Here is a 14,502-nt window from a genome sequence, read left to right on the forward strand (position 1 = left end):
TTGGTGCACCCCTGACCAGTATCGATTACGTAACGCGAGCTATTGGTCGCCGAAGTCGAAAGGATCCTCGTCGTCGCCCATGTCCGGATCGTCGGTGACGTCCTGGGGTTCGTCGCGCACCGGCGCGCACTCCTGGCCGCACCCGCCGAACCTGCTCGTGTCGACCGGCGTGAACTCGCTCGCTGGCACGTCCTTCAGCGCGGCCAGCATGGTGTCCTTCCAGATCGGCCCCGGCAGCGAGGCCCCGGCGACGATCCCGTAGCCGCGCCCGCCGATGGTCACCCCGGTCAGCTTGTACCGCTGCGTCCCGCGCGGGTCTCCGATGCTGACCGCTCCGGCCAGGTCGGGGGTGAACCCGGCGAACCACGCGGTGGCGTAGCCGTCCGTCGTGCCGGTCTTGCCCGCCGCGGGCCGTCCGATGCCGCCGACCCCGCGCATCGTGCCCTTGGTGAACACCCCGGACAGCACGTCGGCCGTCGCGTCGGCGACCTCGGGATCCATGACCTGCTTGCACGGCGACTCGTACTTGTTCACCTGGCCGCTGCTGGAGACGGTCCTGGTGATCGCCAGCGGCGCGCAGTACTTGCCGCGCGCCGCGATGGCCGCATAGGCGTTGGCCACGGTGACCGGGTCCATCTCGTTGGTGCCGAGAGTGAACGTCTCGTTCTCGATGAGCGGGTTGCCGTCTGCCCTGGCGATGCCCAGCGACTTGGCGGTCTCGACCGTCGCGCACAGCCCGACGCGCTGCTCCAGCTCCATGAAGAAGGTGTTCACCGAGCCCCAGGTGCCGGTCTGCAGCGTCTTGAACCCGGGGCTGCCCTCGTCGTTGGTGACGGTGTGCGAGGGGTCGCCCGCGTTGCCGCCCTTGCAGTTCTTGAACGAGGAGTAGCCGGGCGCGGTGTATCCGGCGCCCGCGCTGATGCCGTCGCCGATCTTCATGCCCTGCTTGAGCGCGGTGACGAGGGTGAAGGTCTTGAACGTCGATCCCGCCTGGAACCCGACGAGGCCGCCGTGCTTCTTGTCGGCGACCGGGTTGTAGGAGATCTGGTTGCGCTTGGCGGTGAAGCCGAAGGTACGGCTGGCCGCCATCGCCTTGATCTGCCCGGTGCCCGGCTGGACCAGCGCCTCTGAGGCGAGGGCGTTGTCCGAGGCGAAGACGCGGCTCTTGATCGCCTTCTCCGCCGCCTCCTGCATCGCGGGGTCGAGCGTCGTGTAGATCTTGAGGCCGCCCTGGCTGAAGCGCTGGTTCCTGATCCGCTGGGTCTTGCCGTACACCGGGTTGGTCAGCAGTTCGTAGCGGACGTATTCGCAGAAGTACGGGTAACGGCTGTCCCGGCAGCCGTTGGGCTGCCTGATGCCCTTGTAGCCGAGCTTGGCGGCCTTGGCCTTCGCCGCCTCGGCGGGCGTGATCCGGCCGAGCTGGGCCATCCGGCCGAGCACCACGTTGCGCCGCTCCAGCAGCAGCTTCTTCGCCTTCTTGCCGCGGCTGGGGTCGGTGGTGTTCGGGTCCTGTACGGCTCCCGCCAGCGTGGCCGCCTGCGCCAGGGTGAGCTTGGCCGCCGGGACGCCGAAGAAGCGGCGGGCGGCCGACTCGATGCCGTTGGCTCCGGCGCCGAAGTACGCGATGTTCAGGTATTTCGCGAGGATCTCGTCCTTGGTGTATTTCTGCTCGACACCCATGGCGTAACGCAGCTCGTTGAGCTTGCGCGCGTAGCTGGACTCGATCGCCTTGTTCTTCTCCTTCTCGGAGGCGGCGGAGTTGAGCAGCACCTGCTTGACGTATTGCTGGGTGATGCTCGACCCGCCCTGGCTGACGCCGCCGGAGGCGAGGTTCTTGGCCAGGGCGCGCGCCGTGCCCTCCAGGTCGATCGCGCCGTGCTGGTAGAACCTGTCGTCCTCGATGGCGACGATCGCGGTCCGCATGATCGGCGCGATCTGGTCGAGCGCGACGAGCTTGCGGTCCTGCGCGTAGAACTGGGCGATCTTGTTGCCCTGGGCGTCGTAGACGACCGACGTCTGCGCCAGCGGCGGCTCGGCCAGCGCGACCTCGCGCAGGTTGAGCGCCTCCGTCGCCGAGACGACGGTCATGGTGCCGCTCCCGACCACGGTGAGCCCGACCGCCCCCGCCACCACCCCGGCCGCGACAGCGGCTCCGCCCAGACGCACGACACCCGACAAACGACTACCCACGCGGAAATACCCCCGTTTTTCCATTACTGGTCGGCTATGACAGCACAGGACGCGGTGGCATGTCCAAGACTGGTATGGGCCTCGCGCCGATATCCGTACCGATATCAGTCCTGGTGGTTGGCTGCTTCGCCGCGCGTTCTGATGAGGGCGGCGAGTTCGGCCGTGGCCTTGCGTGCGAGCGCCTTCTCCGAACCCTGGATGCCCATGGCGCCGATCGTCATGCCGTCCGAGTAGTCGATCTTGGGCCAGGGCTCACCGGCGATCAGCGTGACGTCGAGGACCTCCGGCCACGTGTAGCGGTGCGTGCGGAGCACGTTCACGACCGTGAGCCCCTGCTCGTCCGCCTCGACCCGCACCCGCGCGAGCATGTGCAGCACCGCGGCCACCGCGAGGCCGAACCCGACGATCGCCAGCCGGTCGGGCAGCTTGAACGGGTCGGCGATGAAGATCGCCATGAGGACGGCGCCGAGCAGGATGACGGCGGCGAAGACGTAGGGGACGATCCTGCCCCTGCGCGGTCGCCAGGTGACGGGCAGGGGCGGAGGAAGGGGTTGGGACACGTCGGAAATCTACAGGGTGCGCAGCAGCAGAGCGGTCTCCAGGGCGGCCACGGTGGACTCGTACCCCTTGTCCTCCTTGCTCCCCGGCAGCCCCGACCGGTCCAGCGCTTGGTCCATGGTGTCGCAGGTGAGCACGCCGTTCCCGACGGGCGTCTCCTCGTCGAGCGACACCCGGGTCAGCCCCGACGTCACCGAGTCGCAGACGTAGTCGAAGTGCGCGGTCTCCCCCTTGATGACCGCGCCGAGCGCTACCACCGCGTCGCAGCGGCGGGCCAGCGCCTGCGCCACGACGGGGATCTCCAGCGACCCGGCGACGCGCACGACCGTGGCCGTCGCGCCGCTGTCCTCAGCCGCCTGTACGGCTCGCGCCACGAGCTGGTCGGTGATCTTGGCGTGCCAGCTGGCCGCCACGATCCCCACGCTCAGCCCGTCGGCCACGACCGCCGCGGCGGCCGGGCGTCCTTCACCGCTCATCCGTCCTCCCCCTCCGTGAAGTGGCCGAGCTTCTCGTGCTTGGCCGCCAGATACCGCTCGTTGTACGGGTTGACCGACACGGGCATCGGCTCCCGCCCGAGCACCTTGATCCCGTACCCGTCCATGCCGCGCAGCTTGGCCGGGTTGTTGGTGAGCAGCCGCACCGACTTCACCCCGAGGTCGGCCAGCATCTGCCCGGCGTTGGAGAACTCCCGCGCGTCGATCGGCAGCCCCAGCTCGACGTTGGCGTCGACGGTGTCGCTGCCGTTGTCCTGCAGGCTGTAGGCCTTGAGCTTGGCCAGCAGGCCGATGCCGCGCCCCTCGTGGCCGCGCAGGTAGACGACCACGCCGCGGCCGTCCTCGGCGATCGCGGCCATGGCGTGTTCGAGCTGCACGCCGCAGTCGCAGCGCAGCGAGCCGAACACGTCGCCGGTCAGGCACTCCGAGTGCGCCCTGACCAGGACGTTCTCGCCGTCGCCCAGGTCGCCCAGGACGAGCGCGATGTGCTCGCCGCCGTCCAGGGCGCTGGCGTAGCCGTACGCGCGCCACATGCCGTGGGCGTTGGGCAGCCTGGTCTCGGCGACCCTGGTGACCATGCTCTCGGTCCGCCTGCGGTAGTCGACGAGCTGCTCGATGGAGATCAGCGCCAGGTCGTGGGTGTCGGCGAAGACCCGCAGCTCGGGCAGCCTGGCCATGGTGCCGTCGTCGTTGACGATCTCGGCGAGCACGCCGGCGGGGGCCAGCCCGGCGAGCCTGGCCAGGTCGACGGCCGCCTCGGTGTGGCCGCGCCGGGCCAGCACGCCGCCCTCGTGGTAGCGCAGCGGGAAGATGTGGCCCGGCCGTACCAGCTCGTTGGGCTCGGTCGCCGAGTCGACCAGCGCGCGGATCGTTCTGCTGCGGTCGGCAGCCGAGATGCCGGTCGAGACGCCGTCGCGGGCGTCGACGCTGATCGTGTACGCCGTGCGCAGCCGTTCGCGGTTCTGGTGGACCATGAGCGGCAGGCCGAGCCGGTCGAGCTCGTCGCCGACCATGGGCACGCAGATGACGCCGCTGGTGTAGCGGATGGTGAAGGCGAGCAGCTCCGGCGTGGCCTTGGCCGCGGCGAAGATGATGTCGCCCTCGTTCTCCCTGTTCTCGTCGTCGACGACCACGACGGGCTTGCCGTCGCGGATGTCCTCGATCGCCCGCTCGACGGGATCAAGCATGGACGGCCTCCGGACTCCTCGACTGCTTCAGCCAGTTGACGAAGCCGTACAGCGCCATGACGAAGAAGACGGCGTAGATGGAACCGTTGAAGTAGATGCCGCCGCGGAACGCCACCGGCACGCCGACCAGGTCGACCAGGATCCAGATCAGCCAGAACTCCACCAGCGCCCTGCTCATGGCCCAGGTGGCCACCACGCCGCCGACGAAGATGTAGGCGTCGGCCGCGATCAGGAAGTAGCGATCGGGCACCGGCGCGTACTGGCCCCACGACCAGCCGGTCAGGTAGAAGATCACCCAGAAGAGCGCGGTGCCCAGCACGAGCGTGAGCACCATGCCGAGCCGCTCGCGGCCGGTCCCCTGGCGGATGACGATCTCGCCGTCCTCCTGGATGCCGCGCTTCCACTTCCAGAAGCCGTAGACGGCCAGCGCCGCCATCATCAGGTTCTTCAGTACGCTGCCGGTCGCCGGAATCGTGGCGTACGCCAGGGCGAGCAGGACGGCGGCCACGAACTGGATCGGCCAGTTCCAGATGGACTTGCGCATCGCCAGGACGACCGGGATGAGCGCCGCGAGGCTGCCCACCAGGTCGGTCCACAACACGTGCAGCCCGAAGATCTCAAATCCGGCTTTTGCCCAGTTCATCGTGCCACCAGCTTCTCGACATACTTCGCGATCACGTCGACTTCGAGGTTCAGCACGTCGCCGACCTGGCGCCGGCCCATAGTGGTGAGCTGGAGCGTGGTGGGGATGAGGCTGACGCCGAAGCTGTCGTCGTCAACCGTGGTGACCGTCAGGCTGATTCCGTCGATCGCGATGGAACCCTTCTCCGCGACGTAACGATTCAGCTCCTTGGGGAGCTTCACCCGGATGTCGTCCCAGCGCTCGCCGGGCTCGCGGCTGAGCAGGACGCCCGTGCCGTCCACGTGGCCCTGCACGATGTGGCCGCCGAGGCGCTGGTCGGCGCGTACGGCCCGCTCCAGGTTGACCTGGCTTCCCGGGGTCGTGGCACCGAGGGAGGTGCGGTCGAGGGTCTCGCGCATCACGTCGACGGTGAACACGTCGCCCTCGACGTCGACGACGGTCAGGCAGACGCCGTTGACGGCGATCGAGTCGCCGTGCTTGGCGTCCTCGGTGACGGTCTTGCCGCGTACGGCGAGCCTGGCGGAGTCCTGCAGGAGGTCGAGGGCGACTATTTCGCCCAGCTCTTCCACGATTCCGGTGAACATCACTTCTCCTTGGGTACCGGCCGGGCTGTCACACGCAGGTCCGGTCCGATGGGGGATATTTCCTGAAATTCCAGGCGATGGGTGTCGGCGATGGTGCTCGCACCGGCTGGGCCGAGCGCCGCACCGCCCTCGCCGAGGAACGCGGGGGCCAGGTAGCCGACAACCCTGTCGACCAGCCCTTCCCTGACGAACGCCCCGGCCAGCGTCGGGCCGCCTTCGAGGAACACGCTGACGACGTGGCGGGAGGCGAGATGCTTGAGCAACCCATGGAGGTCAAGGCCGCCCTGCATGCGCGCCAGCCGTACCACCTCAACCCCCGCCAGCGCGGGCAGGCCCTCAGCCCGCCCGTCCTCAAGCGGTGAGTCGGCGTCGTCGGCGAGGGCGAGGAGCGTCGGGGCGGCGGCGTCAAGGACGCGCGCCGTCAAGGGCGTGCGGCCGTCGGAGTCGACCACCACCCTCAACGGCGGCCTGCGGACGGCGTGGCCTGCGAGGCCGCCCCCACTCTCGGCGGGGCGGGCGGTGAGGTGGGGGTCGTCGGCGAGGACGGTGCCGATGCCCGCGACGATCGCGTCCGCCTGCGCCCGCAACCGGTGCACGTCCGCGCGCGCCTCAGGCGAGGTGATCCACTGACTCGTCCCATCAGCCGCAGCCGACCGCCCGTCGAGGGTCGCGGCGAACTTCCACGTGACGAACGGCCTGCCCAGCCGTACGAAGGTCAGCCACTCCTCGTTGACCCGCTCAGCCTCGTCGGCGAGCAGCCCGACCTCCACCTCGACCCCACGCGCGCGCAACCGCTGCGCCCCACCAGAAGCCTGAGGGTTCGGATCGGCCACCGCGACGACCACCCGCGTGACCCCGGCGACCAGAAGCGCCTCAGCACACGGCCCCGTCCGCCCGGTGTGCGCGCAGGGCTCGAGCGTGACGTAAGCGGTGCCACCCCGAGCCCGCTCCCCTGCCGCGGCCAGCGCGACGACCTCCGCGTGCGGCCCACCGGCAAAGGCATGGAACCCCTCCCCGGCCACCTCTCCCGAGGCGTCGAGGACGACACACCCGACGACAGGGTTGGGGCTGGTGGTGCCGCGCCCGAGTGCGGCCAGCTCGACGGCGCGCGCCATGTGCGCGGCGTCCGCGAGGGATGTGGGTTCTCGCACCCCCGGGCCTCCTACTCGCCAGTAGCTTTGCAGCTGTGGCGGGCTCCGGGGATGACAGGGGTGCACGAACGTGCACCACAGAGGCGCCCGGTGGGTACACCGGACACCCGCGCGCTTCCTCCCATCCGGACTTTAACCGTCGGTCCCGGAATTTCACCGAGTCAACCGGCCGATGGCATCGGCCGGGTCGCGGACTGTCACCGCCGGTTCGGACTTTCACCGACCCCGGAGCACGCTAGCTCTGTTCTCGTACCAGTCTGCCATGCCACTCCAGGCAGGCGCGACCACCCCCATCTTCACAACCAAGCGCTCGTTTGGTCAAGCGGTTCTAGGCGGCCATGAGCTTGCGGGCGCGGCGGGCGTCGGGGGCGTAGCGGACGTCGGCGGGGACGAGCCCCAGGCCGGTGTGCAACGTGCGCAACGTCGCCGTGGCCCACAGGTCGCCCACGGGGGTGGCTGGCAGGCCGTACAGGCGGCGGGCCCACCGGGGCAGCGTCGCGAAGGCGAGCATCGTCAGGGCGGGCAGGACCGGGCGCAGCGGGGTCAGGCGCAGGGGCAGCGGGGCGGTGAAGGACATCAGGAGCGGGTGCGAGGCCTCAGGAACGAAGCGGAGACCGGCGCGCTCACCGGCGATGTAGTCGCGCAGTTCACCCACGCTTCCAGGCACGGAGTCCGGCGCCAGGCCCACCACCTCGGCCGCGCGGCGCCACTCCAGCACGAAGGTGTCCGCCTCCGCGTCGGACAGCCGGACACCCGCGCGCCGCGCCACCGACAGATAGGAATCCACCTCCCCCACGTGCACCCACCGCAACGCCGCCGGGTCGTCCAGCGCAAAGCGCACGCCCGTGTCCGGGTCGACCGCGGACAGCGTGGAGTGGATCTTGCGGACCCGCCGCCCAGCCCGCTCGACCTCGGCCCGCGTGCCGTACGTCCTGACCCGGACGAACTCGGTCGTGCGCATGAAGCGCGACCACGACTCCCCCGGATCCATGAGCGCGGAGTTCTGCAACACCCCGCGCATCGCCCTCGGATGCAGCCCCTGCATCAGCAGGGCGCGGAATCCGCCCACCAGCAGGATGGGCTCACCCATCACCCGCCACGTCACCGATCGTGGCCCGAACAGACCGTGGTCCATAAGTGATGGCTTACCCACCTCCGCGCGCCGTCACACGGGCGTCACGACGGGAGCACCATTCCCTGGTCCCGTCATGGCCGTGTCACGGATCCGTGAAATAGCACGACTGCCACGCCAAAAGAATGCCGCAATAGGCCGGAAGAGGTCAACGCATGCGGCGAAACAATGCGATCCAACTTTCACAACGATATTTCCCGCTGATTGCCACAAAAGGCGGACGGCTGCCACAGTGGCGCCATGACCAGCCGCTCACCAGGACAGATCGCCAGACGCCGGTTCTTGAGAAACAGAACAGGCGTGGTCAGCGCGGCGATCGTGGCGGTTTTCCTGCTCACCGCATTGGCCGCCCCGCTCATTTCCCTGCTTTATGGAAAGAACGCCGCCGACCGCTACGGATACAAACTGCTCGACGCCAGCGGATATCCACCCGCGCCCACCGGCGGAATGAGCGCCGAATTCTGGCTCGGCATCGAACCAGGTCTCGGCAGGGACGTGTTCATGCAGCTCGTCTTCGGCATCAGGACCTCGCTCACCATCGCCGCGATCGCCACCCTCGGCGTGATGCTCATCGGCATCACGATGGGCATCACGGCGGGCTATCTCGGCGGCAGGACGGACTACTGGATCGGCCGGGCGATCGACGTGCTGCTGTCGTTCCCCAACCAGCTCGCCCTCATCGCGCTGGTCCCGGTGATCGACGTGATGCTCGTCGACCCGGACGAGCAGACGCCGAACGCGCTGCGTTTCACCACGCTCTGCATCGTCCTGGTCGTGCTGGGCTGGGCGGGCTCGGCGCGCATCCTGCGCTCGCAGGTGCTCTCGCTGCGCGAGCGGGAGTTCGTCGAGGCGGCCAAGGTGAGCGGCGCGTCACCGGCTCGGATCATCTTCAAGGAGATCATGCCGAACCTGTGGTCGCCGATCGTCGTGCTGTCCACGGCGCTGCTGCCGGCCCTGGTCGGCGCCGAGGCCGGGCTCGGCTTCCTGGGCGTCGGCATGGGCCCTGACGTGCCCGACTGGGGCCGCATGTTCCAGGAGGGCGTCCAGTACTACCACCTGGACTTTCCGTACCTCGCCTGGCCTGGACTGGCCATGGTGATCTTCGTCGTCACCTTCAACCTCATGGGCGACGCGGTCAGAGACGCGCTCGACCCCAAGGGAACCTCCACAGGAAGGGCATCATGAACAGGACCGTCGCGACGCTGGCGGCAACAACCCTCTTACTCGCCGGTTGCGCCAAGGGCGCCACGCAGGCCAAGGCGCCCGTGCTCCCCGAGAAACCGGCGGACTCCAAGATCGGCGCCATCACGGTCGGCACGGCGGCCGACTCGGTGGGCCCGGCGATCGAGATCCCCGGCGGCAAGAAGGGCGGCACGATCCACGCCCTGTTCAGCAGCGACGTGGCGCACCTCGACCCGGCGCAGACGTACTTCGTCGACCAGTCGCAGACCAGCGAGCTGCTCAACCGCGGCCTGATCGGCTACAAGCAGCTCCGCAGCGGCGACGCGCTCATCGTCGGCGACCTGGCCACCGACACGGGAACGACCAAGGACGGCGGCAGGACCTGGACCTTCACCCTGAAGGACGGCGTCAAGTGGGAGGACGGCACGCCGCTCACCGCCGCCGACGTCAAGTGGTCCTTCGAGCGGCTCTTCGACCCGATCATCACCCAGGGGCCGGTCTACATCCAGCAGTGGCTGGTCAAGGGCGACTACCGCAAGGCCTATCCGGGACCGTACGGCGGCAAGCACCTGGACGCCATCAAGGCGACGGACGACAAGACGATCGAGTTCACCCTGACCGAGCCGCATCCCGACTTCAACATGGCGCTCGGCATGACCGGCTACGAGATCGTGCCGAAGGCGCAGACCGAGGACCGGTCGAAGGAGAAGGAGTACGACAAGAAGCCCTTCTCCTCCGGCCCGTACCGGGTGGTCAGCCACATCGCCGACAAGTCGATGGAACTGGAGCGCAACCCGAACTGGGACCCGGCGACCGACCCGATCCGCAACGCCTATCCCGACAAGTGGAAGTTCGAGTTCGGGGTGACCATCCAGCAGGCCACCGACCGGTTCATGGCCGACGGCGGTGACGACAAGTACGCGATCAACATCTACGGCATCGGCCCTGAGCGGCAGCCCGAGGTGCTGGCCGACGCCGCGCTGTCCAAGCGCACGATCTCCGGGCTCGCGCCGTTCACCCAGTACGTCGCGATCAACACCAAGCGGATCACCAACCTCAAGGTGCGCCAGGCCATCCAGAAGGCGTGGCCGCTGGCCGCGATCCACAAGCTGTCCGGCGGCGACATGGGCTACGGCTACATGGCCTCCACGACCATGAACCCGACCGTCGTCGGCTACCGCAAGTTCGACGTGTACGGCCAGCTCGACCAGCCTGACGGCGACGTCGAGGCGGCCAAGAAGCTGCTCGCCGAGTCGGGCGAGAAGGACCCGACGGTCATCTACGCATACCCCAACCGCCCGCTGGCGCAGAAGACCGCGCTGCTGGTGCAGGAGGCGCTGACCAAGGCCGGGTTCAGGTACGTCGGCAAGGAGATCGACGCCAACCTGTGGGGTGACACGATCAGCAAGATCGACAAGAAGATCGACGTGCACCCGACCGGCTGGGCCTCCGACTGGCCCGACGCCTCGACGGTGATCCCGCCGCTGTTCGACGGCCGCCACCTGCAGGACGGCTCGACCAACTACTCCCTCTACAACAACCCCGAGGTGAACGCGGCGATCGACGCGGCGAACAAGCTCACCGACCCGATCGAGCGTGGCGCCGCCTGGTCCAAGATCGACGAGATGGCGATCAAGGACGTGGCGATCATCCCGACGTTCTTCCGCACCTACCTCGACCTGCACGGTTCCAAGGTCTGGGGCGAGCTCGACACCCTGTGGGGCGCCACCAACCTCAAGACCGTCTACATCACCGAGTAGATCGTGATCCGATTCCTCATCCGCCGGATCATCAGCGCAGCCGCGATCGTCCTGGTCGTGTCCGCGAGCGTCTTCGCCCTGTTCTACGCGTTGCCCAGGGATCCGGCGCGGGCGTTCTGCGGCAGGCTGTGCCTGCCGGAGAACCTCGCCATCCTGCGTCACGAGATGGGCATGGACCAGCCGGTCTGGCTGCAGTTCCTGGAGTGGCTGAAGGCGATCGTGGCCGGCCGGGACATCCCGGGCGTCGGCCGGTGCCCGGTCCCGTGCTTCGGCTACTCCTTCGCCAAGAACGAGTTCATCTGGGAGACGATCGCCGACCGCATGCCGGTCACGGTGTCGCTCACAGCGGGCGCGGCGGCGGTCATGCTCACGGTCGGCATCGGGGCCGGCATGGTGGCCGCCGCCAGGCGCGGCGGCTGGCTGGACGCGGTGGCCACCTCGACGTCCAACATCGGCGGGTCGATGCAGATCTTCCTGGTGGGCCCGCTGCTGGTGTTCGTCCTGGCCGACACCCTGGGCGTGCTGCCGCGCCCCAGCTACACCGATCTGACCGCCGATCCGGGCAAGTGGTTCGTCGGCCTGATCATCCCGTGGCTGTCCCTGTCGGTGATCTTCTACGCCAACTACACGAGGCTGACCAGGTCGATGCTGCTCGAACAGCTCAACGAGGACTACGTCCGTACGGCTCGCGCCAAGGGCCTGTCGCGCCGGGCCGCGTTCTTCAGGTTCGCCTGGCGCGGCGCCATGATCCCGGTGGTCACCCAGTTCGGCATCGACCTGGGGGTGCTGCTGGGCGGCGCGATCGTCACCGAGACCACGTTCGGCTTCCACGGCCTGGGCCAGCTCGTGGTGCAGGCGTTCGTGAACACCGACCTGCCGATGCTGCTCGGCGTCACGGTCATCTCGGCCTCGGCGATCGTGCTGATGAACGTCCTGGTGGACGCGATGTACGCGGTCATCGACCCGAGGGTGAGGCTGGCGTCGTGACGGCATTCCTGTCGGTGCGCGACCTGCACGTCGCCTTCCGTACGGAGGACGGCGAGGTGCGGGCGGTCAACGGCCTGTCCTTCGACGTGGAGAAGGGCACCACGCTCGGCATCGTGGGCGAGTCAGGCTCGGGCAAGTCGGTGGCGAACCTGTCGATCCTGGGGCTGCACGACCCCAGGAAGACCGAGATCTCGGGCGAGATCCTGCTCGACGGGGAGGACCTGCTCGCGGCGGGCGAGCGGCGCCTGGAGGCGATCAGGGGCGGCAAGGTCGCGATGATCTTCCAGGACTCGCTGAGCTCCCTGTCGCCCTTCCACACCGTGGGCAGGCAGATCGCCGAGGTGTACACCAAGCACACCGGCGCCTCCAAGGCGCGGGCGCGGAAGCGGGCGGTGGAGATGCTGGCCAGGGTGGGCATCCCCAACCCCGCGACCCGGGTGGACGCCTACCCGCACGAGTTCTCCGGCGGCATGCGCCAGCGGGTGATGATCGCGATGGCGCTCGTTTGCGACCCGGAGCTGGTGATCGCCGACGAGCCGACGACCGCGCTCGACGTGACCGTGCAGGCGCAGATCCTCGACCTGCTCGCGGATCTGCGCCGCGAGACGGGCAGCGCGATCATCATGATCACGCACGACCTCGGGGTGATCGCCGGCGTCGCCGACGAGGTCATGGTGATGTACGGCGGGCGGGCCGTGGAGCGCGGCGGGTTGCGCGAGGTGCTGAAGGCGCCGATCCATCCGTACACCTGGGGGCTGCTGTCGTCGGTGCCGCGCCTCGACTCCGACGTGGAGCAGCCGCTGCTGCCGATCAGGGGCGCGCCGCCCGGCCAGCGGGCGCTGCCGTCCGGGTGCCCGTTCCACCCCAGGTGCGACTTCACCGGCGAGGTGCGGGGCGACCTGTGCCGCGACGAGCGCCCCGAGCTCTACCCGGCCACCGGGCACGCAGGTGCCTGCCATCTCAGAAGGGGGGACTGATGCTCGAACTCGTCGGGCTGGCCAAGCACTACCCGATGCGCGGCGGGCTGCGGGTGCGCGCCGTCGACGGCATCGACCTGTCCATCGGCCAGGGCGAGTCGGTCGGCCTGGTCGGCGAGTCCGGCTGCGGCAAGTCGACGACGGGCCGCCTGGTCGCCAGGCTCCAGGAGCCGACGGCGGGCCACATCCTCTACCGCGGCCAGGACATCGGGCACTGGACGCGCAGGCAGCTGCGGCCGATCAGGACCGAGATCCAGATGATCTTCCAGGATCCGTACGCCAGCCTCAACCCGCGCCACACCGTCGGCACCATCATCAGGGGCCCGATGGAGGTCAACGGCCTCAAACCCCCGGGCGGCCTGGAGCACCGGGTCAAGGAGCTCCTGGAGATCGTCGGGCTGAACCCCGAGCACTACAACAGGTTCCCGCACGAGTTCTCCGGCGGCCAGCGCCAGCGCGTCGGCATCGCCAGGGCGCTCGCGCTGCAACCGGCGCTGATCGTCGCCGACGAGCCGGTGTCCGCGCTCGACGTCTCGATCCAGGCGCAGGTCGTCAACCTGCTGCAGGGGCTGCAGCGGGAGATGGGGATCGCGTTCCTGTTCATCGCGCACGACCTGGCGGTCGTGCGCCACTTCTCCCAGCGGGTGGCGGTGATGTACCTCGGCAAGATCGTCGAGGTGGCCGACCGCTACTCGTTGTACGGCAGGCCGCGCCACCCCTACACGCACGCCCTGCTGTCCGCCGTGCCGGACGCGGACCTGGACGGGCCGCCGCGCGAGCGCATCAGGCTCGCCGGCGACGTCCCGTCACCCATCAACCCGCCGAGCGGCTGCCGGTTCCGCACCCGCTGCTGGAAGGCCCAGGACAGGTGCGCGACCGAGGAGCCCGCGCTGGTGCAGCTGCCGGACAACCCGGACGGTCACCTCACGGCCTGCCACTTCCCCGAGGACCCCGGCACCCGAGGCGCCGACGTGGTGCTGGATCCCGCGCTACGCCGATGAGGCGAGGGCGCGCAGCCGGTCGATGGCGACCGACGGGTCGGCCGCTCCGTAGACCGCGCTGCCCGCCACGAACACGTCGGCTCCCGCCTCGGCGCACCGCTCGATGGTGTCCGGGGCGACGCCGCCGTCGACCTGCAGCCAGATCTGGCCGCCGTGCCGTTCGATGAGGGCGCGCGTGCGGCGGATCTTGGGCAGGACCACGTCGAGGAAGCGCTGCCCGCCGAAGCCCGGCTCGACGGTCATGAGCAGCAGCATGTCGACCTCGCCGAGGATGTCCTCGTACGGTTCCACCGCCGTGGCCGGGTTGAGCGCGAGCCCGGCTCGCGCGCCGAGCGAGCGCAACTGGCGCAGCGTGCGCACCGGCGCCTTGGCCGCCTCGGCGTGGATGGTGACGCTGCCCGCACCCGCCTCGGCGTACGCGGGCGCCCACCGGTCGGGGTCCTCGATCATCAGGTGGCAGTCGATCGGCGTGGCGGTCGCCTTGAGCAGCGCCTCGACGACCGGCAGGCCGAGCGTGAGGTTGGGCACGAAGTGGTTGTCCATCACGTCGACGTGCAGCCAGTCGGCGTTGGGCACGCGCGCTGCCTCGTCGGCGAGCCTGGCGAAGTCGGCGGAGAGGATGCTGGGTGAGATCTGTACGGCCATGATGGAGACGA

General features: G+C 69.1%; 14 protein-coding genes and 1 riboswitch. Of the genes, 5 read left to right on the plus strand and 9 right to left on the minus strand.

What is annotated here, in order from left to right; translation table 11 throughout:
• Positions 1–39 precede the first annotated feature (39 nt).
• From ACIBG8_RS16955 to ACIBG8_RS16990, 8 genes are all read right to left on the minus strand, one after another.
• Entirely contained in the window at positions 40–2,166 is a 2,127-nt protein-coding gene (locus ACIBG8_RS16955; protein WP_397343652.1) for a transglycosylase domain-containing protein, read from the minus strand.
• Between the two features lie 128 nt (positions 2,167–2,294).
• Positions 2,295–2,750, minus strand: coding sequence for a PH domain-containing protein (locus tag ACIBG8_RS16960; RefSeq protein ID WP_397343653.1), 456 nt, complete (start codon positions 2,748–2,750; stop codon positions 2,295–2,297).
• A 9-nt stretch (positions 2,751–2,759) separates the two neighbouring features.
• Positions 2,760–3,224, minus strand: a complete 465-nt coding sequence (ribH, locus tag ACIBG8_RS16965) for a 6,7-dimethyl-8-ribityllumazine synthase (RefSeq protein WP_397343654.1) — start codon at positions 3,222–3,224, stop codon at positions 2,760–2,762.
• Positions 3,221–4,429 carry a bifunctional 3,4-dihydroxy-2-butanone-4-phosphate synthase/GTP cyclohydrolase II gene (locus ACIBG8_RS16970; RefSeq protein ID WP_397343655.1) on the minus strand — a complete coding sequence of 403 codons (1,209 nt, stop codon included), beginning with the start codon at positions 4,427–4,429 and terminating at the stop codon, positions 3,221–3,223. Before ACIBG8_RS16970 ends, ribH begins: the two co-directional genes overlap by 4 nt.
• Entirely contained in the window at positions 4,422–5,072 is a 651-nt protein-coding gene (gene pnuC / locus ACIBG8_RS16975) for a nicotinamide riboside transporter PnuC (protein ID WP_397343656.1), read from the minus strand. Before pnuC ends, ACIBG8_RS16970 begins: the two co-directional genes overlap by 8 nt.
• On the minus strand, positions 5,069–5,656 hold the full coding sequence (locus tag ACIBG8_RS16980) for a riboflavin synthase (protein WP_397343657.1): 588 nt from the start codon (positions 5,654–5,656) through the stop codon (positions 5,069–5,071). Before ACIBG8_RS16980 ends, pnuC begins: the two co-directional genes overlap by 4 nt.
• Positions 5,656–6,807, minus strand: a complete 1,152-nt coding sequence (ribD, locus tag ACIBG8_RS16985; RefSeq protein ID WP_397343658.1) for a bifunctional diaminohydroxyphosphoribosylaminopyrimidine deaminase/5-amino-6-(5-phosphoribosylamino)uracil reductase RibD — start codon at positions 6,805–6,807, stop codon at positions 5,656–5,658. Before ribD ends, ACIBG8_RS16980 begins: the two co-directional genes overlap by 1 nt.
• Before the next feature lie 107 nt (positions 6,808–6,914).
• Positions 6,915–7,045: riboswitch (FMN riboswitch) on the minus strand.
• A gap of 90 nt (positions 7,046–7,135) precedes the next feature.
• Positions 7,136–7,897 carry an oxygenase MpaB family protein gene (locus ACIBG8_RS16990; RefSeq protein WP_397343659.1) on the minus strand — a complete coding sequence of 254 codons (762 nt, stop codon included), beginning with the start codon at positions 7,895–7,897 and terminating at the stop codon, positions 7,136–7,138.
• 282 nt (positions 7,898–8,179) lie between these two features.
• Here ACIBG8_RS16990 and ACIBG8_RS16995 point away from each other — a divergent pair, with 282 nt between their 5' ends.
• Genes ACIBG8_RS16995 through ACIBG8_RS17015 form a run of 5 tightly spaced genes read left to right on the plus strand, consistent with a single transcriptional unit; the run spans position 8,180 to position 13,846 of the window.
• The gene (locus ACIBG8_RS16995) at positions 8,180–9,124 is read left to right on the plus strand and encodes an ABC transporter permease (RefSeq protein ID WP_397343660.1); all 945 of its coding nucleotides are present in this window, start codon (positions 8,180–8,182) and stop codon (positions 9,122–9,124) included.
• Positions 9,121–10,881, plus strand: coding sequence for an ABC transporter substrate-binding protein (locus tag ACIBG8_RS17000; RefSeq protein ID WP_397343661.1), 1,761 nt, complete (start codon positions 9,121–9,123; stop codon positions 10,879–10,881). Before ACIBG8_RS16995 ends, ACIBG8_RS17000 begins: the two co-directional genes overlap by 4 nt.
• 3 nt (positions 10,882–10,884) lie before the next feature.
• Positions 10,885–11,868 carry an ABC transporter permease gene (locus ACIBG8_RS17005; protein WP_397343662.1) on the plus strand — a complete coding sequence of 328 codons (984 nt, stop codon included), beginning with the start codon at positions 10,885–10,887 and terminating at the stop codon, positions 11,866–11,868.
• Complete coding sequence (locus ACIBG8_RS17010) at positions 11,865–12,845, plus strand: ABC transporter ATP-binding protein (RefSeq protein WP_397343663.1); 981 nt, start codon at positions 11,865–11,867, stop codon at positions 12,843–12,845. The genes ACIBG8_RS17005 and ACIBG8_RS17010 overlap by 4 nt, the downstream gene beginning before the upstream one ends.
• The gene (locus ACIBG8_RS17015; RefSeq protein WP_397343664.1) at positions 12,845–13,846 is read left to right on the plus strand and encodes an ABC transporter ATP-binding protein; all 1,002 of its coding nucleotides are present in this window, start codon (positions 12,845–12,847) and stop codon (positions 13,844–13,846) included. Before ACIBG8_RS17010 ends, ACIBG8_RS17015 begins: the two co-directional genes overlap by 1 nt.
• On the opposite strand, the gene rpe is transcribed toward ACIBG8_RS17015, so the two are convergent.
• Positions 13,835–14,491, minus strand: a complete 657-nt coding sequence (gene rpe, locus ACIBG8_RS17020; protein WP_397343665.1) for a ribulose-phosphate 3-epimerase — start codon at positions 14,489–14,491, stop codon at positions 13,835–13,837. The genes ACIBG8_RS17015 and rpe overlap by 12 nt on opposite strands.
• Positions 14,492–14,502 lie beyond the last annotated feature (11 nt).

The organism is Nonomuraea sp. NPDC050556, assembly GCF_044457355.1.
Lineage (GTDB): Bacteria > Actinomycetota > Actinomycetes > Streptosporangiales > Streptosporangiaceae > Nonomuraea.

Coding starts and splice junctions, on each gene's coding strand:
- ACIBG8_RS17015 (WP_397343664.1), top strand. CDS start 12,845: ATGCTCGAACTCGTCGGGCTGGCCAAGCACTACCCGATGCGCGGCGGG.
- ACIBG8_RS16990 (WP_397343659.1), bottom strand. CDS start 7,897: ATGGGTGAGCCCATCCTGCTGGTGGGCGGATTCCGCGCCCTGCTGATG.
- ACIBG8_RS16970 (WP_397343655.1), bottom strand. CDS start 4,429: ATGCTTGATCCCGTCGAGCGGGCGATCGAGGACATCCGCGACGGCAAG.
- ribH (WP_397343654.1), bottom strand. CDS start 3,224: ATGAGCGGTGAAGGACGCCCGGCCGCCGCGGCGGTCGTGGCCGACGGG.
- ACIBG8_RS16980 (WP_397343657.1), bottom strand. CDS start 5,656: ATGTTCACCGGAATCGTGGAAGAGCTGGGCGAAATAGTCGCCCTCGAC.
- ACIBG8_RS16995 (WP_397343660.1), top strand. CDS start 8,180: ATGACCAGCCGCTCACCAGGACAGATCGCCAGACGCCGGTTCTTGAGA.
- pnuC (WP_397343656.1), bottom strand. CDS start 5,072: ATGAACTGGGCAAAAGCCGGATTTGAGATCTTCGGGCTGCACGTGTTG.
- rpe (WP_397343665.1), bottom strand. CDS start 14,491: ATGGCCGTACAGATCTCACCCAGCATCCTCTCCGCCGACTTCGCCAGG.
- ACIBG8_RS17000 (WP_397343661.1), top strand. CDS start 9,121: ATGAACAGGACCGTCGCGACGCTGGCGGCAACAACCCTCTTACTCGCC.